We start from the raw sequence: 24,313 nt of genomic DNA on the forward strand, positions 1-24,313 counted from the left end.
CCCTTCCTCTTTGGTCGGAGGGTTCAGCCCCTCCGTAAAAATGGAGGGTAGGCCGCCTAATGCGCTCTGACTTTCCGTGAAGTCAGTATATCATATATCTAAGGGATTGTAAATTTGGAGTTTGCAGTCAACTTTATGTAAACCGGCTAGCTATTGATAGCAGTGGTCGGCTATTCTTTTTTATCAAGGGTTTTTCAAAATTCGTTTATCTTTCCCATTTTCCCCTATAAGCAGTAAGAAAAAAATAGTCAGCAGTTCAGGAAAAAATCCTGCGTTTTATATGAGTATGAAAGGATGAAAAAAGAGCGGAAACTCTGGATTGTCGGTTGTGTTTCAAAAAAGGATTGGACTTATATGAGTGCCTCAAAATGATAAAGGGTATTAAATGAGATATGTTTCAAAAGGTGTATAAAAAGTGGAAAATATGCTCTATTGGGACAGATTTCAGTGGAAAAAATGTCGCTTTAGTAGAGTATACCCAAATGGGACAGTCTCAAAAATGTGTATCAAAAATAAAATGTGCAGGAGGAAAGAGGCATGAAGGTAGGTTATGTGCGTGTCAGCACGGCAGAACAAAACACGGCGAGACAGGAAGAACTAATGGAGCGTTTAGGGGTGGATAAGGTGTACATTGACAAAGTAAGCGGCAAGAACACAGACCGCCCGGAACTCCAAAAAATGATGAACTTTGTGAGAACCGGGGACATGGTAATTGTAGAGAGTATATCCAGATTTGCAAGGAACACAAAAGATCTGCTTGAATTGGTGGAGAAATTAAACCAGAAGAATGTGCAGTTTATCAGCCAGAAGGAGAGCATTGACACAAAGACATCCGCTGGAAAGTTTATGCTTACGGTTTTTGGCGCTATAGCCGAGTTGGAGCGGGGCTATATTCTTGAGCGTCAGAGAGAGGGTATAGAGGTAGCAAAAGAACAAGGGAAATATAAGGGACGGCCTGCTAAAAAGCTGGATAACTTTGATGAGGTTTATTGGGAATGGTACGATAAGAAGATAACAGCAACAGAAGCTTGCCGGAGACTTGGAATCAGCAGGAGTACCTTTTACAGGAAGGTGAACGAGTGGAATGAGGAAAAGCTGGAGTTTTAAGAGGTTATCTCTGCTACTAGTGTTACCAGTGTTACCAGAATTACGGAGCCTGCAAAATTGCTGGGAGACAAAAATATAAAAAATAAATGCTTTAAGGAGGAAAATACATGAGTAATGATATTTGCAGAATCATCTGGAGGAATGCTGAGAGCAGTACATATCGGTTATACAACTTTACCAAGTCAGTGTATGCCGACATAAACGAACACCAGATAGGGCAGTATGGGCTTAGGGATGAAGTGGAGGCGTTTGAGGGGTATTTGAGAAACGCAGAGCAGTTCAGAAGAATGCTCGGAGAAGCTGAAAATCTGTTTAAATGGGATTTAGTCATTCCAGTATCAAAAGTTCTTGCAAGCAAAAATCTGGCAGTAGCGATTGTGCGTGAAGGCATAGTGAAGCGTATATGTAGCGCAGGGTATTCATACAAGGATACAGCCCAGATTTTTGGTGCCAAGTATGGAAATCTTATCTGTAGCCAGGATGTGAAAGCAGTAGATACAAACTGGAAAAATAGATATGGCTTAGCGTATGTGATTCGGTACGGGTGCGTTGTGGCTGGTATAGTAAGCAATGAGTATTTTGATAAAAGCGTGCTTGATGAAAAGCAAAGAAACTTTATTAATAATATTATACAGACGATTGGAAAGCCGGGAGATCTTTGTCTGAGGGATGAACAGGACAAAATAAACGGTGCATTATGTAGCATGTATAAGAATCTGGACAGCCTTAGAGAAACGCTCAATCAGTGTATGGATAAGCTGCGGGCTGGTGAGAGTTTTGAGCCATTACAAATAATGGAGATGAATTACTGTATAAGTGATATTTGCAGACTTACAAGGCAGGCGCATAAAGAACTTAGAGCGTTTGCTGAGAAGAAAATGGAGCCTGAGGCTGTAGAGGATATGTTTCTGTTTGAAGATGAGGTGCTGAATACCGGGAGTATAAGACTTAATCTGTGAATATGGTTTAACTGGTGGATTGAGTCTGCTACCAGTGCTACCAAAAAACAGCGGGTGCATAATAGGAAAAAGACTGGCCGATTCGTATATATACCACGGAAATTTCTGTGAAAAAACACCATTGAATTTCCAAAATGTCAGCGTTATGATTCTGGTACCAATAAGGAAGGAGGCTGACATGGTGGAGAGCAGTGAACTAAGGGAACGGAGAATCGGGAACCTGATTGCAGATATAACAGACCGTTGTTATGCGCTGGAGCAATCTTTTGAGAAATTAATAGGACTGCTGGAGTATGTGAACATAGAACAGGTATCCTATAGCAGTTCCCAGAAAGAAGGAGCCATAGCCTGTCTTTATGTTACAAAGGAACTCTTGGAAATGATTTATTACCGGGACGTGATAAAACTGCTTGAACTTGCAGAGGAATGCTACAGGCGGGAACATGAGATGAACCCTGCGGAAGAAGAAAAGGACATAGAGGAATAAACAGGCAGTTTATGTATAATGCCTGTTTATTCCATAGTTGCGACTAGGGAACGGAGAATAGAAGCCTGTTCCTCCGTAAGATGAGAAACGTCAATGAATTTGCCTGGTTCGGATTTTTCCAGTCCCAGCAGATAATCGACAGATACGTGGTAGAGTTTAGCAAGGGCAATGAGCTTCTCCACGCTGGGCGTACGTTCCCCTGTTTCATAGGCGGCTATGGCAGAGGGGACAACGTGGATAAGGTCAGAGACAGCTTTTTGGGAAAATCCACGTTGCCTGCGTAATTCTTTTAATCGTTCAGATAAGCCTTGTATCATAAGAGTGTACCTCCTATGAGCATTGTATAATGCCGGGCGAACTCAAATGGAGATTGAAACACTCTCTTAAAGTGATTGACATTGACTATAGGTGTGGTAAACTGTATGTGATAGGGGATAAACCTTGACAATAAGTATAAGAATCAGGTTTAATTAAGGGTGTACTGGCAGAGTGCTTTAGAAAAGGATTACCATACTAAGAGTAAAGGGTAATAGCTGAGCAATAGCTAATGAAAAAATCGCAGTAGCATGGCTGTGCTGGCAGTGTGCTTTATGAAAAAACTGTACTAAGGGTAAAGGGTAATAGCTGAGCAATAGCTGGTAAAAAAATCATAGAGGCACGGCTGTATCGGGAAGATACTCTATGAAGAAAAACTGTACTACGAGTAGAGGGTAGTAGCTAAGTAAAAGGGGGTAGTAGCTGAACAACAGCTAATATAAAAATCGTAGAAGCATGGCTGTGCTGGTAGTGTGCTTTATGAAAAATCACCTTGCTAAGAGTAGAGAGTAGTGGCTAGGACACAAAAAAGATTAGCCAGACAAAAAATCCGGTAATCAGGTTTAATCAGGGTAATCTTGATAGTAAGAAAGTAGTGGCTATATTGTTCGCTTTTTAAAGGGGTGTTCGCTTTCGTGTTTTCGGGGGAACTGTCGCAGTGCTTTCCCTGAACCGCATGAAACTAGGTTCGTGTTACCATGTTACCAGAAAAGCGTGTGAATTTAAAAATTTTATACATCGGCACTGATAGAACAGTTAGTGTATCGGCTGAATCTCCACACTTTCGCTATAGCATTATGGTAAATTTTGGTTAGCGCACTACCCAACTTGGTTTTGATATATCAATGTCTCCGCAAAGGGTTAAGCTGGAGCGAACTGATGTTCTCTGAACTTTGCTGAACTCTGAATAAGCTGAACTAAGCTAACTGAAAGCTAATGGTAGTTGTATGAACATCTGTAAGCTGATCTGATTGAGCAGAGCTAAATGGACTGACTGCTATTGATTTCGTTGCGACAGGCAGTTGAAATTGTGTATATGGCTTATGTTGTAATGTTGTATCTGGTTGTTTAATCTCGCATAAGCAGAACCAGCATAGTCTGTTGTCACAGGTACTTTGTATCAGCTTAGTTGCAAACACAGGATACTTTGTAATTTTAATATTAATCTTACGATATAAGGGGAGGTAACATCATGAACAAAAGAATCAACATATCAAAGAAAGGAGCCAAGCCTAACATAGCCAAAGCGTTATCATGCCTTATGGCGTTATTGCTGTTATTGAGTTTATATGGCTGTAGTAAACAGGAAACAGGCTCCGCAGTCACATCAAGCAACGTAATAGCAGAAGTGGAGATACCTGAACCCGATGAAAGTTTATCTTCCGGTGACAGTGAGAACATCGGCGAAAGCGGCACGGTCAATCTTCCTTCAGGCATGGAAGATATTGAGAGTGGTTCCGATGTAGAGGTAGACGGTGAAACAGTAGGTGAGACAGCCCTTACCCAGGAAGAAATTGACGCCCTACGAGCCAGTACCAGCGACGACATATTCTTAAGAAACCTTGAAAGATATGAGGAAATTATGGAAAATGGAAGTTGTGACAATGGCCAAGGAGGCACACTCACCAACGTAGTCGGAACCCCTGGTGATGAATCCTGGCGTAATATGACTAAAGCCGAAGCAGAGGCAATCTTAGCAGAGCGCCCCTATGACATAGTAGCTTTAGCCGAAGCCTCCGACGAACCCTTCGCTCGTGTCGGTGGGGACACCATTTATTTCGACCCTTACGCATACAATGACTACATGGAAGAATCAGCTGCAGAGATAAGCGTTAACGGTGGAGATAACCCAGCCGACCCTGAATTAGTGAAACGTCTCGAAGAAGCTTCTGGAATCCATGACGGCAGGTACTCAGGTATCCCTGACTAGCATAAAGATCTTAGGAAATGTTATAAAGAGCAGTAGACAATTACAAGTCTACTGCTCACAGTATTTTAAGAGTTTAATATGAGCTTGTAGGGAAGGAATTGGAGCACATGGAATTAAAATTTGAATATGAAAGAATACAAGTAGAGTTAAATTTAAAAAGTCGTGTAACAATTCTAAGCGGAGACAGTGGAACAGGTAAATCTTATCTATACAATACAGTTAAAAACTTTTCTGTCGAAAATGACATGGGAGATAATATATTGTGCATAGATATTGGAAACTATCAGCTTGTTGGTTTATCGGATTTAAGAAATAGAAAAAATAGTATAATCTTCATAGATCAAGCTGACGACATATTGGAAGGAGAATTGTACGATTTTTATTACAATGACCATGATAATTATTATGTCATAATAGGAAGAAGTTTTGCTAATGATGTAGATCAATTAGCAAGGCCAGTAATAAAAGGAAAACATATAGGAATTAAATATTTAACAGAGGATTACAGGGTGTGAAAGTATGATACATATTCTAGTACTGCTCACGGATTAATCATTATAGATTAATCTAATATAGCATGGGGACACCTAATTAAAGGTGTCCTCTAATCATGTACAATATATAGTTTAATCCCTATATGTGTTACCAGCGTTACCATAAACCAGTAGTATTTTTTGATTAAGCCATAGGGGTGATTGCAACAAATGCAGCAACATCAAGATTTCATATAAATAGCAAATATTTCGATAATTGCAACCAACACTCTAACTTATGAGTAAATAATAGTAAAAATAAATAAAAAATAAAAGCAATTTTTGCAAGGAGGTTTAAGCTATGAGAAAGAACAATACACAATTAAGATTTTGGTTACTGACAATTTTAACAATGCTGTTGCTGTTTAGTTTAACCGGATGTGCCGCTTGTGGTCAGAAGAACACAGAAACCACAGACACGGAGACCACAGAAACCATTACAGAGCCGGAGACCAGCATAGAAACCGACATTACTGATGAAGTTGAAGCTACTGATGAGGGTTTATCTTCCAGCGACACCAATACATCTGATGAACCGGAAACTGCTGAACCTGAACTTACTGTTGAAGGCAACGGAACAGGCGTTGACGGTGTATCTGATGAAGAAGTACAGGCTGAAATAGATGAGGCTCCTGTGACAGAGGGACAGAGACGGGAAGATTTGGACGAGGAAACTCTTGAAATGACAAACAACTTAACGTTTAATGGTGTGCAGTACGATACATGGGAAGAATACTGGCAGGCCGTAAACGAATATGAAGCGGCTAATGATCCGGATGTATATACACCCGATGAATTTGATGAAATACTGAACTGGTAAACCATAACCAGCCTTAAAACAGAACTAAGGAAACATAATTGAGCAGTAGGCACACAATGTCTACTGCTCACAGCATTTTTAGAGACTATTTTAGAGAAAGGAGATACAGGTAGATAAATGAATAAGATATTATATTTTTTCAAGTGTACATTGATTATTTTGTTCATGGCATTATTAGTATTCCAGTTACCTGTAGTTTATGCTTCTGAGGCTGGTGGAAACGTAAACATAGGTGGAGAAGGAACAGGTAATGCAAGTTTAAACGGTATCGTAGGAGGCTGGAGCGAAGTGCGGCAGGGATTCCGGCTGTATATTGTCAATGAGAGTAACACCTCCAAAAGCCCTGTGCTTGACATTTGGTTTTGTTCACCAGATGAATTTTTTACAGGCAATCAGTTTAAATATGGCAGAACAACCCGTGGAGGAACGCGACTTGCTTCTTTATGGGAGCAGGAGATCGCTTCTAATCTGTTAGAGGGTGACATGCCTAAGCCTTGGATAGGAGAAGCAACTAACTATCAGGCAGTAGAGAACTGGTTGCTTGAAGTCAAAGAAGGCTATGACATGAATAATGCTGAAAGAGCCATAGAGCAGGTCTTTGGTGAAGGTGTACTTGATGAGTTCCGGGAGAATGCTGGAGAGGATCCATATTTTCTGTTTATTGAAGGTTTAGCTAACTTTGGAGTTTATGCTCCAATCAATGAAACCAAAAACCCCAGCGGAGGTTGGAATAATTATACCGGGAAAGCATTTGCAGGAACCTTCTATAATTGGTGTGACTGGTGTTATAGTGGATGTGGTTCCGGTGATTATTGGGAAACTGGTGGAGTTCCTCTTAAGAGCCGTACTAATACTATCTTTGCAATAGGCATACAGGTTGTAGAAAGAGAAGGCTGGTCTATGGATAGGTTTGACAAGTTAGCAGTACCAGAGCAGACAGGGGGAACCATAACTACAGAAATGGGTTTACAGTATGGATATGACGTAGCGATTTATCGAATCAGTGATATTACGATGAACGGCCTGATAAGAACCTATGATACAGTGTTAGGGGACTCCAAAGGCCCGGCCGAACAGCCTAAGACCAAAGGACAAGAGGGTATATACTCAATAGTCAAGATATATGCCCTTGAAAAGAATGACGGTAGTCGGGAGTATGAAGGCTGCTATACCCGTTTAAAGGTTTGTAAGAACATAGAAATCATGGATGAGCCTCTATATAATGTGAAAGAGTGGCATACAAGTTCCATGGTAATCTTGAGACCATATCCTTCCAATACAACATGGGAGCAGGTCAATAAGTGCTGGAAACCCCAAAGCGGCAGTTCACCCGGAACCGTGAGCCTAGATTATGATACAGGAGAGAGAACATTATTTGTATTGCTTGTTCGTGAGGAAGAAGAAACCGTAGAACAGGATTTAATCCTGAGAGAAAGTGAAATCAGCAGATATTTCAAACTTTCCGATGTGGCTGAGTTTAGTGGTTTAGACAGGCGGATCACATGGACTAGCCCCAGCTTAGGTTTAAGTGTATGTGGATTTGGCCCCTTGCATGATAACCATGACGGCATTGTGAATAATGAGGTCGTACATAGGCCGTGTAATCACTACTGCGGAAACACAGAAGTCATACTTGGCGACAATACATTAAATTTAAAAGTGAGAAACGAGTATGAAAGTTCCTATAGCCATATATTGGCTATAGCTGGTGAGTTTAGTCCAAAGGTACACCCGGAAAATGGAGTACAGTACACCAGAACCTATGCAGGGGAGGTTAAGCTCACCAAAGCATGGGATTATACTTTCACTGTGTGGAGGGCACAGGATGAATTGACGCTTGCTGACTATAGTTTTTCGGATTCATCTGGAGTAAGCTGGGAGACATCCCCAATAGACAGTTTAGTTGGGCGTTTAGCTAACATTCCACAGTCCGAACGCTGGACAGCTAGAGAAACAGACGTGCCATTAACCATTTTGCTGAAAGAGGATTCCTCTGGAGATTATGTAACGAGCGGTCGATTTTCCTGTGGACATAGGGAGAGCGTTGAGAGCATAGCCACACCAGACCGTGAAGTAAATGCTACTGGCAATGTGAAGGTTTATAGCTATTCCGGTCAGCCCTCAGGCTCCGTCAGCACATCAGCCCCTAAAAACCTATCCTCCATGGGTGGAGTGACAAGGGGAAATGGTATAGGCATAGCTGGGGACACGGTACTTTCTTTTTATCCTTATATTAGAATGACATACGAAGTAGATTCTTCTGAAAAGCATGACGTGAATGTGCTGTCACAGCATAAGCGGAGTTTAACGGTCAATGAGTACTTTGAAGCCGGGTACAAAAAACAGCAAGATGAAAACCTTAACATTATGAGCCAGCAATGGAGTGTACATCAGCTTGCCACCAATCCGTCAGCAGGTAATCCTTGGGCTGACAGAAACAAGGTACTCCCGGGCGGAGCCTTGTATAGTGTTAGTAGCGACGGGCTGAACGGGGCGAGCATTGTATTGAGAAGTTGGCAGTTTGTCTCCGAGGGTGAGAACCGTCAGCGTCTCGTAGAAGCCGGAACAAGTTTCGGAAGTGATCCGCATACCATAGCGTCAGCCCAGCAGGCACATCAGGAGTTTGTGGAGAGTGCTATTGAAAGTTTCAATAATGGCTACTATATCGAACAGAGCGTCAATAAAAACCCGGAGACCACTAATGTATTTGGTGGTGACTATACTACAGTTCAGAGAGGCGGTTATGGTTTAAATGGTAGCCTGTCTGATGAGGATAAGTATTACATGACTTCATCAGCGGATAGCGTAGGTGATATTCAAAGTGCTTTAGTACAGGCTGGTGAAGCCTCCCTAAGTACAATCTTCTACAGGATTTATTCCGATACCTCAGGTAATGTTTATCTGGCTAAGGCGAAAAGTTATGACGGTGTCATAGGAACCGCTGGTTCCAGAATATTAGCCAAAGACCAGAGTGCAAGCAGTTTAAGCGGAGTAGCGAAAGAATTAGACAGCCGTATGGGAGTGATTTCTAACTTCGTATCTACAATAGAACGTAACACTGGTGATGATGAAACAGCTTCTTGGGCTCCTGATGCTAAGTGGTACAATGAAGCTTTTGAGTTAGTTATCATGGTACAGACGAGCCAGTTTGGTGTAGGTTTACAGAACCCCGCCAGACGAGAGACAGTCCTCGATCCGGCATTATGCCCCAGTAATAGCGGCAGAGCAGACCTGTTTAGTTCCGCATACAGTAGCGCATATCGTTTAAGCAGTTATAGCATTAAATATCCAGATAAAGGTTCAGGATATGCTGGTAGCTTTAAAGGGCAGGACATTCATATCAGCGGAATACAGGACATGTATAAATCGAAGGTCTTTGTAATTCCGAACGTGAACGTACAGGATTTGGATTAACTAATTAAAATAATCAGGGAGGCTCCTCTATATGGGGAACCTCCTGATTTTTAAAAATTAGCTATAGGTATAGAGGAAAAAGCCTTTCCTGTGAAGCAGGGAATGATTTCAAAGGATACAGTTTAATGAAGCGTAGGTGTTATCAACAGAAATAAAAAATTTCAAGTCAGATGATTAATTATCTATCGGGTGTGAAATTCAGGTGTTCTTATGATGAAAAACGTCAGCAGTACCCTGTAAGCAGGGGGTAAAAATTGATATACAGTCAAAGCGGTTTCATTTAGTGGTAAAAAAGTAAAAATTTCCGAAGGAATGTTTATCCTCCATGAAAGAGGTCAACATAGGGTTGAAAAGGGTATGCTTATGACAGCAAGCATGGAAATTTTCCTATGGTTCAGCGTATCAATGGGAAAATGGGAGCTATGGAGCCGGGAGACCGTTTCATCTGGTGTAAGCGTATGGTATGAGGTTTAATGCAAGCTGGTAGCAAAGGATTCCTGTATAAAGTCCGGCAACCCCCCTAATTTCTATATGTAACTTCTGGCTATTTCGTCAGCAGACACCGGGTAAAATCAGCGTTAGTATAAGGATGTAAAGAAAAAGAAACCATTCTAAAAGAAAAGGAGACTAGAATATGTGTAAGATTATTATTAATCAGGTGAAGCAGTTTGGTTGTAGGATTCAGGGTTATGAGATACTTGATACCTTAAAAGGAGAAATCCTTGGAATGACTGAGACAGACATTAAGAAGTCGATTGAGAAAGGTGAATTAATATATGGCCTGAAGATGAACCATGACGCAGAGGAGTTGGTGCTTGATGAAGAAGGCTTCTGTCAGACAGACATTATGGTGAAAACGACTTTAAAGAGCATGAAACCTTTGAATAATGAAGAAGCGGCGGCAAATGTATTCTTTACCTTGATTGGAGTGAAGGACAGCAAGGACGGAAGATACGAGCTTATGAACAGCAGGTTCGGGCGGTCAGAAGTATCCATTGATAAACTCATGACACTTTTGGAAATGGGTTTAATCCAGGGAGGCTGTAAGCTGGACGGAAACGGGAATCTGAAGCTGGCAAAGGTATTCGAGGACAGCATTGCTAAGAAAGAGAGCAAGCCGAGAAAAGAAATTCCAGCAGATAAGAAGGAGGCGCAGGCTTCATGACAGAGTTTAATGTACTGATAATTCTTTCAATTCTGGACTTGCAGTTAAGGGCGATAGCGGTAGCTGGATTGTTATTCCTAGGATATAAAGCATATAAACTGTTAAAAGTCTGTGCGGCTATGGAGGAAGAAAAAGCCTGAATCGGGCAGAGGAAGTAAGAGAGGGTACATGTCAGGGAAAAGAGCTGGCATGTACCTTTTCCAATTTCAGCTATGCTAAGGGTTGCTGGTGGAGTAGGGAGAAATTTAAAAATAATTTCAAGGAGGTTTATACTTTGGGAGATACTTGTTACGTTGTTCAGGATACACAGCAATCAAACATATACCGTGTTTTTCATCCTCTGCATTTTTTGGTGGCAATAGTGCAAATGCCAACTGATAGTCAATACATGTTGGATAGTAAATTGCTGTCGGCACTTGTAAAGGCAATGAACAGTAGATACAGAATTAAATGAAAAGAACTCCTTAAATGAAGCAGGCAGGCCAGAGCAGAAATGTGAGGCCTGCCATTTTTTGTGCTCTTTGATAAAAAGACTGTAAAGTTTAATTTGACAAGCTAAAGAGAAAAATTTGAGATACAACAGAAAGGAAATAAATGTAAATTCTCTTAAAATTAACCAGAATAGAGTGGAAAATTTTTGGATGAATTAAGTTACTGCAAACCAAAATTTCCGTTTTTAATTGTCTTAGGTTCTGGAAAAACGAAAAAAGGGTGGATTTATGGGCGAAAATGAGGAAATTTCAAAAAAGAAAATGAGGACAAAGAAAAATATAAAATTTGGTTTATTTTAACTTTTGGGGGATTGGTTAGTTTTAACCAAAAAAGACTTTAGATGAAAAAGCAGTGATACTGCCCTGCCGGATGAAGCCGTGAAAAACGGGGGAACAGTCAAGCTATATAGGAAAATGAGAAAAAAGATTTTTTTCATAGACTTATCGGCGGCAAGTGAGTAGGGCTGAGGCAGTCACATTCTATAGTAGGAAAATGAAAAATAGGATTTTATTTCTGTCCCCATGGCGGCAGGTGAGTAGGGTAGAAGCAGTCATGTCCTGTAGTGGATAAGAGGAAAAAAGGATTCTATTTCCGGCTCCATAGTGGCAAGTGAAGTGATATGCAGACAGTGACAGGTATAGAGGGAAAATGGAAAGCAGGGATTTCCTTTCTGCATAATGGAGACAAGTTAAGTGATTCATCAGCTTTCAATTATTATAGGAAAATGGAAAAGAAATAAAAGATTTCCGCTTGAGGCTGACAGGTTGAGAGAAAGAGAGCCGGACAGGGTGCCAAAGGATTTCCTGCAGGCCTTTCCTGCATTAAATACCGGGTGATTTTTCTAAGGTTCCATGGTATGATGAAAAGCAGGGAGGTTGATGTTATGGCAGGGAAAAATGGGAAAGAGCAGACAAAAGAAAGGTCGGACTTATACGAAGAAGGAAAACAATTATGGGTAAGAGTGAATCTGTATCTTATCAGGAGTATGTACAAGTATATAAAAAAAGCTCCAAATCTTCCGAGGACTACTTTTGCGGTTGAGGGCGTGAACATGTCAAGGCAGAAGATATCCAGAATAAATAACGGTTCTGGTTTTCAATTAACTCAGGATGATACAGAGCGCATTGTAAAGACTTTTAAGATTGATAGAAAATACTTTGAAAAAAACAGTCAAGAGCATTTTGAGATTCCCGACGTTAGTGATGATGATTGGAAAAAGTTCTTTTTTGGTAAGTATGGTGCTAGTTTTAATGATGAGGTCATAGATGAGAGCAAAGTAGTGCTGTATAAAGGAGCAGAGAGGATCTTTGAAGAACTGGAACGCTATCAAAAAATTAAATTGAACAAACAAAAAAAAGCGGAAAAAGAAGGTAAGAAGGCTGATACGACAAGAGAAGATAAACAAATAAGTTTTTACAAAGGTGAAATAACATATAAAATGACAGAGAAGCTAAAACAAGTGGCAAAAAACTGGGATGAAATTTTGGACATGAACGATCCATTATATAAAATTTGTCACTATTTCTATTATGGGGAACCCTTGAGAGGGGTAGATGAGATAAGTTTATTGATGAAATGCCTGGAAGAAACTAATTGTAAAGATTGGAAAGGGGAAAATATTAATACATTAAGGAAGTATCAAACACTATTAAAAAAGCATTATGAGTATGTAAATGCCTTGATAATAGTCCATTGAGAGGGAAAAGGCATATAAAAAGCAAGTAAAAATAGAAAAAAAGAGAAGGCGAATATGACGGTATGAACATCATATTCGCCTTCTCTTTTTATGGTATATACAGGGGAAAATAAAGGCGTGACATTTTAAAAACAATAGCATTACAAAAATACAATAAAGTGTGACAAAATATATAAAATTTGGAATCGGAATATGCAATATATCGGAAAAAATGTATCATAAGTACATCAAGAGGAACAAAACCGAAAGACAACCGAATGTGCACATAGGAGCGTCTCAGGCATATATGAGACGCGAAGGTCTGAAATCGAACCTCTTTGCAAAAAGGTAGATACAGGAGGATTAAGTGATGAGTAACATTAATGAGGGAGTGACTTTAAAGACTGACACTATGTTTGGAGTTGAACTGGGGATAAGCAAGAAAGGCTATGGAGTTTATGCACGTCTTAAAGAGGAAAAAGCTGGGCTGAAGTGGACATATATTATACATGTAAAAACGCCTGAAGGAAATTTCTATTATGTGAATGCATTTCAGTACAACAGCAATCGAGATTATGACTGCTTGGAGTTTTTATTAGGAGTAGCTGGAGGATTTGAAGTAGAAGATTTAGAGAACATGTGGAATGTTCTTAAAGAGGCAACACCAGTGTTGCAGGAGAATCTGGTTGTATTGGACAATATTCCTCCTGCTCAGGAGGTTCCAAAGAGGGTAATTCAATATATTCGTGAGAATAACGAAAAGCCCTACGGCGAGGACGGGGTGAGCATATTAATTAGCAAGGGATACGGTTATATTAGGTCAACGTACATTGACGAAATGATAAAGGATCTGGGCTGGAAGTGCACAAAGGATGAGCTTCAAGATAATTTATTAATGGCTGGCATATTTGAATTTAGTAAGAGCAAGAGTGAGGATGAGAAAAAAAAGCGACCTTCTCATGTAAAGCGTATGCCTTCCAAGGGTTTTCGGTGTTGGAAAATCCGCCTGTCATAATCTTTAATCTTATATACGGACGAAGAAAAGGAGAACTAGAAATGAGATCATTAATATCAAAACTTTTTATTATTGTATTTGCTTGGTATGGTGGAAAGATTAGGTTTGCTATGAGACTGCTTGGTTTGGTGCCGAAGTGCCATGTATGGTGTGAGCCATACATGGGCTCAGCGGCTTTGACCTTGAATCATATCAGATGTAACAGAGAAATACTGAACGATACCGATTATGGGCTTGTATGCTTCTTTAAGACATTACAGGACAAAAGAGCAGGGAAAGAACTGATTGAACAAATCAAGTCAATGAACTGCTCGGAGGAAGAATTTGAGGCTGCAAAAAGTTTTAAGGAGTCTTGGGACAAGAATCAGGAAGGAAAAAAGCCGCAGTACATCAGCGTAGAACGTGCCCTGTGTGAGTTTATCCTGATAACACAAAGCTTTAATAATACGAGAAACAGCTACAGCAAGAAGAACCTCAAGAATGTTCAGGGGTTCAGGAAAAGGAGTGTCAGAAATCTGACAAGGGCACAAGAACGGCTGGAGAATGTTGAGATACGGCATGGAAATGCTCTGGACGTGATAAGAGAACTGAAGGACAATGAGGACGCTTTTCTGTTTCTGGATCCGCCTTATGAGCATGATAAGCGGAATGCCAGTGCAATAAGGGCTTATGGAGAAGGCAATGAAATGAGCCAGAAAGCTCATAGGGAACTTGTAGAACTTATTAAGGACGCTAAGTGCAAGATTATCCTCTCCGGCTATCGATTTGATGATGTAACAGAACAAACCTTGTATGACCGATACCTCCTGCCCTATGGCTGGAAGTGCTATAAGCTGGCTGACACAAAAAAGACTGCGGCCCCTTCCAAAAACGGGAAGAAGCCACCAGCAAAAGAGTTTATCTGGGTGAACTACACGATGTCGGATTTTGCGGGGCGTTGTATCAGTTTGAGAGAGTATGGAGCAGTAAAGGGGGACTAAGAAATGGAAATCAGGCTATTGATAACGACAGAGGAACTCATGGAGGCATTGGGCTGTGGGAGGCGGCGGGCAGTATCATTCGGAGAGAGGGCAGGAGCTAAGGTCAGGATAGGACATGCCCTGAGGTGGAATGTGGAAAAGCTCCGCAAGCTGATTGAGGAGGAATCCGAGTAAATTTGTCTTGCAACGAATGGGAAACGGCGTTACAATCGCTTCCAGAAAAAGGAAACGGCCCGGAATTGATACCGGGCCGCATTGATTCATAAGAGCAGAGCAGAACGGAGGATAAAACGATGGTGAAAAGAAAAGACCGCAATGGAAGGGTACTGCCGCAGGGCGTGACGCAGAGGGCAGACGGAAGGTATTTGTACAGGGAGCAGATCAATGGGAAATCCATATATTTGTATGCAAAGACTTTGAATGAGATGAAGGAGAGGATTTCCAAGCATAAGCTGGACGCGGCTAAGGGCGTGGATGTGGATCTGAAAAAGCTGACACTGAACGAGTGGTATTTTCAGTACTTGGAAATCTATAAGAAGAACAATATAAAGGAAATGAGCTACCGGAACATGATTAACTATTATACTTGGTATGTGAAGAATTTTGGGATGTTGGGGAGCCTGTGCCTGGAAGATATTACTCATGCAAAGGTGGTAAGTCATTTTCAGGAGTTGGCGCAGAAAAAGAAATTAGCTCATAAGACGCTTGCTTCTCTGGCTTCTATGCTGTTTAATTGTTTTCAGCAGGCTGTTTACGATCAGGCGATTACCTATAATCCAGCGGGTGACATTATGAAGTTTGTGAAAGGCCAGCCGCCGGAGACCAGGGACAGCCTGACAAAGGAAGAAGTGAGCCGCCTTGTGAATTTCCTGAAGAAGGATGAAGAATACCACATCTATCTTCCGGCGATTGTGACAGGGCTTGGAACAGGTCTCCGGTGCGGGGAGCTTCTGGGGCTGACATGGGACAATGTGGACTTCAAGCGGCATGTGATACGGGTGGATCACACAATAAGCTATAAAAACAAGGGAAACGGGCATGAGTTCTTTATCACAACGCCGAAAACAAAGGCGGCTAACAGGGAAATCCCAATGACCTCAGAAGTAGAAGAAATGCTGAAGGAACAGAAGAAGTACCAGAAGGAACTGCGCATACGGGACGACATTTGCATAGACGGCTGGAAACACTTTGTGTTTACAACAAAGCTGGGGAATCCGTTCACCCATGAAGGGTTTAGGACTTCCCTGAAAAGGCTAATTAAAAAGGCCAATGCAGAGGAAAGGGAGCAGGCAAAGGAGGAAGGGCGGGAGCCTGTGCTGATCCCAGACCATACGCCGCACTGGTGGCGGCATACCTTCTGTACAAGACTTGTAGAGGCAAATGTGGACTATGTAACCCTGAAGAATCTGCTGGGGCATACAAAGGTGGAAACGAGCATAGATATATATACCCACATTTCAGAACAGCTTAAGAAAACCAGTAAGGAGACCTTGGAGGGGATTATAAAAATCCTTTGAAATCTGACTCAAAACGTGATAAAATCGGAGAGAAAAACGAGGTAAAAAAGGCCGTTTTGACACAACTTTTACGCAGAACTGGGGTAAAAAAGGGTGCAGGAACGGCTATATAGGGTTCCATAGGCTGACGGAAAAACCGGGCAAAATGGGGAAAATGTAAGCAGGGTGCGGGAACGGTAATGGGCGCGATTGGTCTAGCTCTGATGCCCTACGTAATGGACTAAGAGCAGACAGAATAAAGTTAAATTTCAGCCGTCACTATTGGGAGTAGTGGCGGCTATTTTCTGCCCCTGAAGATCTTTTCCTAATGGTCCGGAGGGTTCAGCCCCTCCGAAGTGGAGGGCAGGCCGCCTAAATGTGCTCTGACTTTCCGTGAGGTCAGTATAGCATATGGCGAATGGTTTGTAAATTTGGAGTTTACAGATGGCTTAAAACGTAGTAAAGTGGGGAGAAAACGTAAGAAAAAAGAAGAGGAAAACCAGATGATTCAAAAGAAAAAGCTGAATCAGTTTTATATAGAGGAATATGAGCAGGCTGCGCGGAAGAAGAGCAAAAGCTCCGTAAAGGATTCGGTGATCCAGTCCAGAGTGAAGAACCTGCAGCGGGCATTCCGCAGGGCCAGGCCCTATCAGACCAACAGCCAGGTTCTGGAGGATCTGCACAGGCAGCTGAAAAATGTGGCGGCGTACGCCTACCGGAGAAACCGGACGGAGCTCATAGAGCAAATCAATACCGAGATGATACCGAAGCTGGCAGCCCTTGATCTGGGAATGCTTCTGGAGGACCAGAGGGAGGGAGTGAACGGCGAGTTCCTGGCCTGGCTCAGAAGGACCATGCCGGGGGCGATCTGTTCAGAAACCCTGTTTGCCCTGTATCCGAGGTTCCGCCGTTACAAGGTAAAAAATAAAATTCTGGAGCTGGTTCCGGCCCGGCCGGAAATGGAGTTTGCCGAGGTCCGGGAGCTGCGCCGCCATTTTATCCTGCATATCGGGCCGACGAACAGCGGAAAGACCTTTCATGCGCTGGAACGCCTGAAGGAGGCCTCCTGCGGCGTTTACCTGGGGCCCTTGAGGCTTCTGGCACTGGAGGTTTACGAGCGGATGAACGAGATGGGCGTCCCCTGCACGATGCGCACCGGCCAGGAGTGTATCGAGGAAGAGAACAGCCGGGTGACGGCTTCTACGATCGAGATGGCAGATTTTGATGAAAATTATGATATCGCAGTCATTGACGAGGCTCAGCTGGTGGCAGATACGGACAGGGGCCATTCCTGGACCAAGGCGATCCTGGGTCTGCGGGCGAAGGAAATCCATATCTGTATGAGTCCGGCCGCTGAACAGGTTGTCTGTCATCTGATTGGCCTTTGCAAGGACAGCTGTGAGATCAGCCGTTACGAGCGCAAGACGGAGCTGATCTGCGAGGACAGGCCTTTTGTGTTCCCGGATGATGTGCAGGAGGGAGACGCTCTCATCGCATTTTCCAAGAAATCTGTGCTGGATGTGGCAGGCCGCCTGGAGGAGGCGGGCGTCAGCTCCAGCGTCATCTATGGAAGCCTGCCGCCGGAAATCCGGAGACGGCAGACCCGCCTGTTTAACAGGGGGAAGACAAAGGTGGCGGTGGCTACGGACGCCATCGGCATGGGACTGAACCTGCCGGTGCGCAGGATTGTCTTTCTGCAGGCGGACAAGTTTGACGGAACCAGCAGGCGTCTCTTAAAGACCTCGGAGATCAAGCAGATCGCAGGCCGTGCAGGCCGCTTCGGTATCTATGACAAGGGCTATGTGAATGCCATGGGAGAAGAGGAGCTGGAGTATATCCGGGAGAATTTTGACGCTCCGGAGGAGCCCCTGACCCAAGTGAACTTAGGCTTCCCGCAGGTGCTGCTGGATATCAACGCGCCTCTGGACGAGCTGATGAAGGTCTGGTATTCCGTAACGCCCTCAGAGCCGTTTGTGAAGGAAAATATTGATGAGGCCCTGTACCTTTATGAGCAGGCGAAGAAGTGCCGGAACAGGATTGACGGCTTTGAGAACAAGCATCTTCTGTACCGGATGATTACCTGCCCCATCGATATCAAGGACCGCAGGGTTGTGTCTCTGTGGCTTGACTACTGCAAGACCTGGTCGGCAGACGTCTCTCTGGAACGCCCGGCACTCCACCGGGAGAAAAAGGGCGGGATTCTTCAGTATGAGACCTACTATAAGCAGCTTGACCTTTATTATCAGTTTTCCCACCGGATGCAGAAGGAAATTGATGAGGAATGGCTGGCTGCCGAGCGGGAAAAGACAGAGATGAGGATTATGAGCTACCTGGCGAAGGGAAAGCAGAACTATATCGCCCGCTGCCGCTACTGCGGAAAGCGGCTGCCCCTGGGATCGCCGTTTCAGGTATGCGACCGGTGCTATGAAAAGAAATAGACGGAGTACGGGATAAAAAGTTGCAAATGCGGCAAACATTTCTTTTTTCTGTGGTTATAATAAAAATATCGGAAAGGAACAGTCAATATGATATGCGGTATGCGGCGCTTCCGGCAGAACTGCTCCGGATGGAAAGGCGGCGTACTGCTGTGAAGAACAGGAGGAAGAGAGATGCAGAGCAAAGCGCTGAAGCTTCGCGAGAATTTTTACTGGGCCGGAATTCTGGATGATACGCTCCGTGTGTTTGACATTATCATGTACACGGAATTCGGTACGACCTACAATTCCTATATTTACAAGGCCGGAGATAAGACCATCCTTTTTGAGACGGTCAAGGAAAGGTTTTTTGACGATTATCTGAAGGAACTGAAAGAGATTGTGGATGTGACGAAGATTGATTATCTCGTCGTAAACCATACAGAGCCGGATCACGCGGGCAGCGTACAGAGGCTGCTGGAGCTGAATCCGCAGCTTAAAATTATTGCCACCCCCACTGCCGTCTCTTTCCTGCAGAATATTGTAAATGGTGACTTCTGCAGCATCGCTGTGAAGGATGAGCAGGAAATGAAAATCGGAAATATTACGCTCCGTTTCCTGCATGTGCCGAACCTGCACTGGCCGGACACCATGTACACCTATATCGAGGAAGAGCAGGCGCTGGTGACCTGTGACTCCTTCGGATCCCATTATTCCTTTGAGGATATCCTGGTGAGCAGGGTGACGAATCAGGAGGATTACTGGAAAGCGACGAAATATTATTTCGACTGCATTATCGGACCCTTCAAGCCCTTTATGCTGCAGGCCCTGGCCCGGGTGAGGGAGCTGGATGTCTCCATGATCTGTACGGGGCACGGCCCGGTGCTGGACGCTGATATCGACAAGATGTACAACACCTATGAGGAGTGGTGCACGGTCGTAAATCCGAATCAGAAGAAGACCGTGGTGATTCCTTATGTAAGCGCGTACGGCTATACCGGCCAGCTGGCAGAGCAGATCGCGAAGGGTATCGAGGACAGCGGCGACGTCGATGTGCGCGCCTATGACATGGTGACGGCAGATCAGGCGAAGGTTCTCGAGGAGCTGGGCTTTGCAGACGGCATCCTGCTTGGTACGCCTACGATTGTGGGAGAGGCACTGAAGCCGATCTGGGATCTGACGACCTCCATTTTTGCGGCTACCCATGGGGGCAAGCTGGCCAGCGCGTTCGGAAGCTACGGCTGGTCCGGGGAGGGCGTGCCCCATATGATCGAGCGTCTGAAGCAGCTGCGGATGCGCGTGCCGGACGAGGGCTTCCGGGTGCGCTTCAAGCCCGGTGAGGTAGATCTGCTGAATGCTTATGACTACGGCTATAATTTCGGATGCCTGCTTCAGGATAAGGAAAATCCGAAGAAGAAATCTGCAAAATCCACGCTGGTAAAATGCCTCGTATGCGGCGCGGTTTTCGATTCCTCCATGGAGATCTGTCCGGTCTGCGGCGTAGGAAAGGAGAACTTTGTGCCGGTGGAGGCAGAGAATACCACATACCGTAAGGATACGGAAAACATGTATGCCATCATTGGAAACGGAGCCGCAGGAATAAGCGCCGCCCAGGCGATCAGGGAGCGGGACAAGACAGGCTCCATCTATATGATTTCCAATGAGGAGTACCCGGCCTACAACCGCCCGATGCTGACCAAGTCTTTGGTGGCCGGACTGGACGCAGCTCAGATTGCAGTACAGGAGCCCTCCTGGTATGAGGAAAATCATGTATTTCAGATGCTTGGAAAAAATGTGGTCTCCATCGATACGCAGAAGAAGGAGATCCACACGGCTGACGGCGCGAAATTCAAATACACGAAGCTGATTTACGCTCTTGGTTCCGAGTGCTTTATCCCGCCGATTGCCGGCGCAGACCAGCCGGAGGTCATTGCGATCCGCCGTCTGGCCGATACGCAGAAGGTGGCGGAGCTTCTGCCGCAGACGAAGGAGGCAGTCGTCATCGGCGGCGGCGTGCTGGGACTCGAGGCCGCCTGGGAGCTTAAGAAGGCCCATTGTAAGGTGACGGTTCTGGAGCTGGCTCCGAGGCTGATGGGACGCCAGCTGGATGAGAACGCCGGCGAGATGATTAAGGCCATCAGCGAGGCCCAGGGGATTACGATTCACACGGGCGTGCAGATTGAAGCGATTGAGGGCGGCGGCCATGTGACAGGCGTGCGTCTCGGCGACGGCCGGGTATTTCCGGCGCAGCTTGTCATCGTATCCTGCGGCGTGCGCGCCAATGCGGCGATAGCAAAAGAGGCCGGGATCGAGACGGAGCGTGCGGTTGTGGTAAACAGCCGTATGGAGACCAGCGCGGAGGATGTATATGCCTGCGGAGACTGCGCCCAGTACCAGGGCGTCAACTATGCGATCTGGCCCCAGGCTGTGGAAGAGGGCAGGGTAGCCGGAGCGAATGCAGCCGGTGAGGCCTTGGAGTACACGACCGTTCCGGCGGCGCTGTCGTTCCATGGCATGAACACAGCCCTGTATTCCATCGGAGATAATGGCTCCAACCCGGATCTGGTCTACAAGACAGTGGAGTTCAAGGATACGGCGAGAAAGCAGTATGAGAAATACTATTTCCGCAACAACCGTCTCTGCGGCGTGATTCTGATCGGAGACGTGAGCCGGATGGCGGAGCTGACGGAGGCAGTCGAGAAAAAGGCCTCCTTTGGCGAGCTGTTTGGAAAGTAAGAAAATCTGACATGATAAAGGAAAGATACCTTCGGCTGTATGGAATCGGGGAATACGCTATCCGGCTGAAGGTATCTTTTTCGCTTTTGTTTTCCGGCTGCAGCCGGCAGCCTGCTTTTTCGTTTCCTATCATCGATTCGCCGCCTTGTAAACCGCAGGTAAACTGTGGTATAATAGGGGATATTGAGTAACAGGCCGCGCATAAGCAGCCGGAACGGGGAAGCGTCCGGCACAGAACGTACGCTGTATATGCGCCGGAATATAGGAGTTTTGAAAACATGAAAAGAAAGGTTCAACTGAAAGGCCAGCTGAAGCGCTATGTTCAGTGGCCGCTCATATTGAGCGCACTGCTTCTGGTGATGAATCTTGCCATGTATTTTGTGTCTGTGCGGGCAGGCTGTCTCATGAGCATATTTCTCATCATTTATATCGTAGTTGTGCTTCTTCTGTATGTAAAGAACCGTCCTCAGATTTATGGCGAACTGGTTTCCTTTGCAGCCCAGTATGGACAGGTGCAGCGCAAGCTTCTCAAGGAGCTTGCGATTCCGTATGCGCTTCTTGACGAGGATGGCCGTGTGCTGTGGGGAAATACGGCTTTTTTTGAGGCCAGCGGAAAGGGAAAAAAGAATCTGCGGAAATCCGTTACCTGGTTTTTCCCGGAATTTACGCTGGACATGCTGCCGGAGGATGATTTTGAGGACAGCAGAATTGTACACTTCTCTTACGCTGACAAGGACTTCCGGGCAGATCTGCGCCGTGTTTACATGGATCATGTCATGGACAGCAGCAGCTTTGTGGAGGTCGGGGAGGATGACGGCTATCTGATCGCCATGTACCTGTTCGACGAGACAGAGATGAACCGGTATATCCGTATGATCCGGGAACAGAGGCTGGTAGCGGGCCTTCTCTATCTGGATAATTACGACGAGGCGCTGGATACGGTGGAAGAGGTGCGCCGCTCCCTGCTGGTAGCGCTGGTGGATCGGAAGATCAACAAATACATCGGGGCGTTTGGCGGAATCGTCAAGAAGATGGAGAAGGACAAGTATTTTATCGCGGTTCAGGAAAAGGATCTTCCTGTCATGCGGGAAAATAAGTTTGAACTGCTTCAGGACGTCAAGACGGTCAATATCGGAAACGAGATGGCGGTGACCTTAAGCATCGGCCTTGGCTACAGCGGAAAAACCTTTGCGGAAAATTATGATTACGCCCGCATCGCGATCGATCTGGCGCTGGCAAGAGGCGGCGATCAGGTGGTAATCAAGGAAGGGGAAAATATCTCCTATTTCGGCGGGAAGACGCAGCAGGTGGAGAAGACGACCCGCGTGAAGGCCCGTGTAAAGGCTCACGCGCTGCGGGAGTTTATTGAGAGCCGCGATAAGGTCATGGTCATGGGGCACAAGCAGTCCGACACGGATTCCTTTGGAGCGGCTGTGGGCATCTACCGGGCGGCCAGAGTGCTGGGGAAACGGGCGTATATCGTGATCAATGAGGTTACCACCTCTGTCCGGCCTATGAAGCGCTGCTTTGAGGACAATCCGGCTTATGAGACGGATATGTTCCTGACCAGCGAGCAGGCGCTCGAGATGATAGACCAGAATACGGTGCTGGTCGTGGTGGACACGAACCGGCCCAGCTATACAGAGTGTCCGGAGCTTCTGTCACGGACATCCACCATTGTCGTGCTTGACCATCACAGGCAGACCAACGAGCAGATCAGCAATGCAATCCTTTCCTATATTGAGCCCTATGCGTCCTCTGCCTGCGAGATGGTAGCGGAGATTCTTCAGTACTTCGACGAGGGCCTGAAGATTAAGGCTGTGGAGGCAGACTGCCTGTATGCCGGAATTATCATTGACACGAACAATTTCACGAGCAAGACGGGCGTCCGTACCTTTGAGGCGGCGGCGTTCCTGCGGCGCTGCGGCGCTGACGTAACCCGTGTGCGCAAAATGTTCCGCAGTGATATGTCTGAATACAAGGCGAAGGCGGAGACGGTGCGCCATGCGCAGCTTTATCATGGCTTTGCTATTTCTGTCTGCCCGGCTGAAAGCATTGAGAGTCCTACGATTGTGGGCGCGCAGGCAGCCAACGAGCTTCTGAATATCAACGGTGTAAAGGCGTCGGTTGTCCTGACGGATTATCAGCATAAGACGTATGTCAGCGCCCGTTCCATCGATGAGGTGAATGTGCAGGTTCTGATGGAGCGCCTGGGCGGCGGCGGTCATATGAATATGGCGGGCGCCCAGCTGGAGTGCGGGGTTGAGGAAGCCATTGAGATCGTGAAGCATACGATTGATAAACTGCATGAGGAAGGAGAATTTTAAATGAAGGTTATTTTGATAGAGGATGTAAAGTCTCTGGGAAAGAAGGGACAGATTGTAGATGTCAACGACGGCTATGCGCGCAACTATATTCTTGCGAAGAAGCTGGGACTGGAAGCGACGCCGAAGAACCTGAATGATTTGAAGCTGAAAAAGGCGAATGAGGAAAAGCTTGCCAAGGAAGCCTACGAAGAGGCAAAGGCCTTCGGAGAGCGCCTGAAGGAGATGGAGGTCAACGTGACGATTAAGACCGGAGAGGGCGGAAAGATTTTCGGCTCCGTATCCTCCAAGGAAATAGCCCAGGCAGCTTTAGAGCAGCTGGGAATTGAGCTGGACAAGAAGAAGATGCAGCTTCCCAGCCCGATCAAGACGCTGGGAACCACGATGGTTCCGATTCGGCTGCACCCGAAGGTAACCGCAGAGCTGAAAGTGAATGTAAGAGAAGCATAAG

Annotated in this window: 20 protein-coding genes; 19 read left to right on the top strand and 1 reads right to left on the bottom strand. The window is 45.2% G+C overall.

Annotated features, from left to right (window positions below; genetic code table 11):
* Positions 1-537 precede the first annotated feature (537 nt).
* From B5E77_RS00245 to B5E77_RS00255, 3 genes are all read left to right on the top strand, one after another.
* The gene (locus B5E77_RS00245; RefSeq protein ID WP_087163382.1) at positions 538-1,107 is read left to right on the top strand and encodes a recombinase family protein; all 570 of its coding nucleotides are present in this window, start codon (positions 538-540) and stop codon (positions 1,105-1,107) included.
* A 107-nt stretch (positions 1,108-1,214) separates the two neighbouring features.
* A complete protein-coding gene (locus B5E77_RS00250) occupies positions 1,215-2,066 on the top strand; it encodes a hypothetical protein (RefSeq protein WP_087163383.1) in 852 nt (283 codons plus the stop codon).
* 178 nt (positions 2,067-2,244) lie between these two features.
* On the top strand, positions 2,245-2,553 hold the full coding sequence (locus B5E77_RS00255) for a hypothetical protein (RefSeq protein WP_087163384.1): 309 nt from the start codon (positions 2,245-2,247) through the stop codon (positions 2,551-2,553).
* Positions 2,554-2,579: 26 nt separating this feature from the next.
* Here the strand turns inward: B5E77_RS00255 and B5E77_RS00260 are convergent, their stop codons facing one another.
* Positions 2,580-2,870, bottom strand: coding sequence for a helix-turn-helix domain-containing protein (locus B5E77_RS00260; protein WP_087163385.1), 291 nt, complete (start codon positions 2,868-2,870; stop codon positions 2,580-2,582).
* 1,190 nt (positions 2,871-4,060) lie between these two features.
* Here B5E77_RS00260 and B5E77_RS00265 point away from each other — a divergent pair.
* The 16 genes from B5E77_RS00265 to rplI all read left to right on the top strand — a co-directional run bounded on the left by B5E77_RS00265 (position 4,061) and on the right by rplI (position 24,312).
* The gene (locus tag B5E77_RS00265) at positions 4,061-4,798 is read left to right on the top strand and encodes a hypothetical protein (RefSeq protein WP_087163386.1); all 738 of its coding nucleotides are present in this window, start codon (positions 4,061-4,063) and stop codon (positions 4,796-4,798) included.
* 107 nt (positions 4,799-4,905) lie between these two features.
* Entirely contained in the window at positions 4,906-5,313 is a 408-nt protein-coding gene (locus B5E77_RS00270) for a hypothetical protein (RefSeq protein WP_087163387.1), read from the top strand.
* A 319-nt stretch (positions 5,314-5,632) separates the two neighbouring features.
* Complete coding sequence (locus B5E77_RS00275) at positions 5,633-6,151, top strand: hypothetical protein (RefSeq protein ID WP_087163388.1); 519 nt, start codon at positions 5,633-5,635, stop codon at positions 6,149-6,151.
* 117 nt (positions 6,152-6,268) lie between these two features.
* On the top strand, positions 6,269-9,565 hold the full coding sequence (locus tag B5E77_RS00280) for a hypothetical protein (RefSeq protein ID WP_087163389.1): 3,297 nt from the start codon (positions 6,269-6,271) through the stop codon (positions 9,563-9,565).
* Between the two features lie 634 nt (positions 9,566-10,199).
* Complete coding sequence (locus B5E77_RS00285; RefSeq protein WP_087163390.1) at positions 10,200-10,730, top strand: hypothetical protein; 531 nt, start codon at positions 10,200-10,202, stop codon at positions 10,728-10,730.
* On the top strand, positions 10,727-10,870 hold the full coding sequence (locus B5E77_RS16935) for a hypothetical protein (RefSeq protein WP_162609607.1): 144 nt from the start codon (positions 10,727-10,729) through the stop codon (positions 10,868-10,870). Before B5E77_RS00285 ends, B5E77_RS16935 begins: the two co-directional genes overlap by 4 nt.
* Positions 10,871-11,914: 1,044 nt before the next feature.
* Positions 11,915-12,058: a hypothetical protein gene (locus B5E77_RS16940; RefSeq protein WP_162609608.1), complete on the top strand. Its 144-nt coding sequence runs from the start codon at positions 11,915-11,917 to the stop codon at positions 12,056-12,058.
* A gap of 47 nt (positions 12,059-12,105) precedes the next feature.
* Entirely contained in the window at positions 12,106-12,918 is an 813-nt protein-coding gene (locus B5E77_RS00295) for a hypothetical protein (RefSeq protein WP_087163392.1), read from the top strand.
* A 349-nt stretch (positions 12,919-13,267) separates the two neighbouring features.
* Positions 13,268-13,912 carry a hypothetical protein gene (locus B5E77_RS00300; RefSeq protein WP_087163393.1) on the top strand — a complete coding sequence of 215 codons (645 nt, stop codon included), beginning with the start codon at positions 13,268-13,270 and terminating at the stop codon, positions 13,910-13,912.
* A gap of 41 nt (positions 13,913-13,953) precedes the next feature.
* Complete coding sequence (locus tag B5E77_RS00305) at positions 13,954-14,892, top strand: DNA adenine methylase (protein WP_087163394.1); 939 nt, start codon at positions 13,954-13,956, stop codon at positions 14,890-14,892.
* Positions 14,893-14,895: 3 nt separating this feature from the next.
* On the top strand, positions 14,896-15,066 hold the full coding sequence (locus B5E77_RS16945) for a hypothetical protein (protein ID WP_162609609.1): 171 nt from the start codon (positions 14,896-14,898) through the stop codon (positions 15,064-15,066).
* 119 nt (positions 15,067-15,185) lie between these two features.
* On the top strand, positions 15,186-16,409 hold the full coding sequence (locus tag B5E77_RS00310; RefSeq protein WP_087163395.1) for a site-specific integrase: 1,224 nt from the start codon (positions 15,186-15,188) through the stop codon (positions 16,407-16,409).
* Positions 16,410-16,891: 482 nt separating this feature from the next.
* A complete protein-coding gene (locus tag B5E77_RS00315; RefSeq protein WP_087163396.1) occupies positions 16,892-18,826 on the top strand; it encodes an SUV3 family DEAD/DEAH box RNA helicase in 1,935 nt (644 codons plus the stop codon).
* Between the two features lie 171 nt (positions 18,827-18,997).
* The gene (locus B5E77_RS00320) at positions 18,998-21,538 is read left to right on the top strand and encodes an FAD-dependent oxidoreductase (protein ID WP_087163397.1); all 2,541 of its coding nucleotides are present in this window, start codon (positions 18,998-19,000) and stop codon (positions 21,536-21,538) included.
* A 278-nt stretch (positions 21,539-21,816) separates the two neighbouring features.
* On the top strand, positions 21,817-23,865 hold the full coding sequence (locus B5E77_RS00330) for a DHH family phosphoesterase (RefSeq protein WP_087163399.1): 2,049 nt from the start codon (positions 21,817-21,819) through the stop codon (positions 23,863-23,865).
* Positions 23,866-24,312 (top strand): 50S ribosomal protein L9, encoded by a 447-nt coding sequence (gene rplI, locus B5E77_RS00335; RefSeq protein WP_087163400.1) that lies wholly within the window; start codon positions 23,866-23,868, stop codon positions 24,310-24,312. It abuts the gene before it with no gap.
* Position 24,313 lies beyond the last annotated feature (1 nt).

Origin of the sequence: Lachnoclostridium sp. An131, from assembly GCF_002160825.1 — a bacterium.
GTDB lineage: Bacteria > Bacillota > Clostridia > Lachnospirales > Lachnospiraceae > Laedolimicola.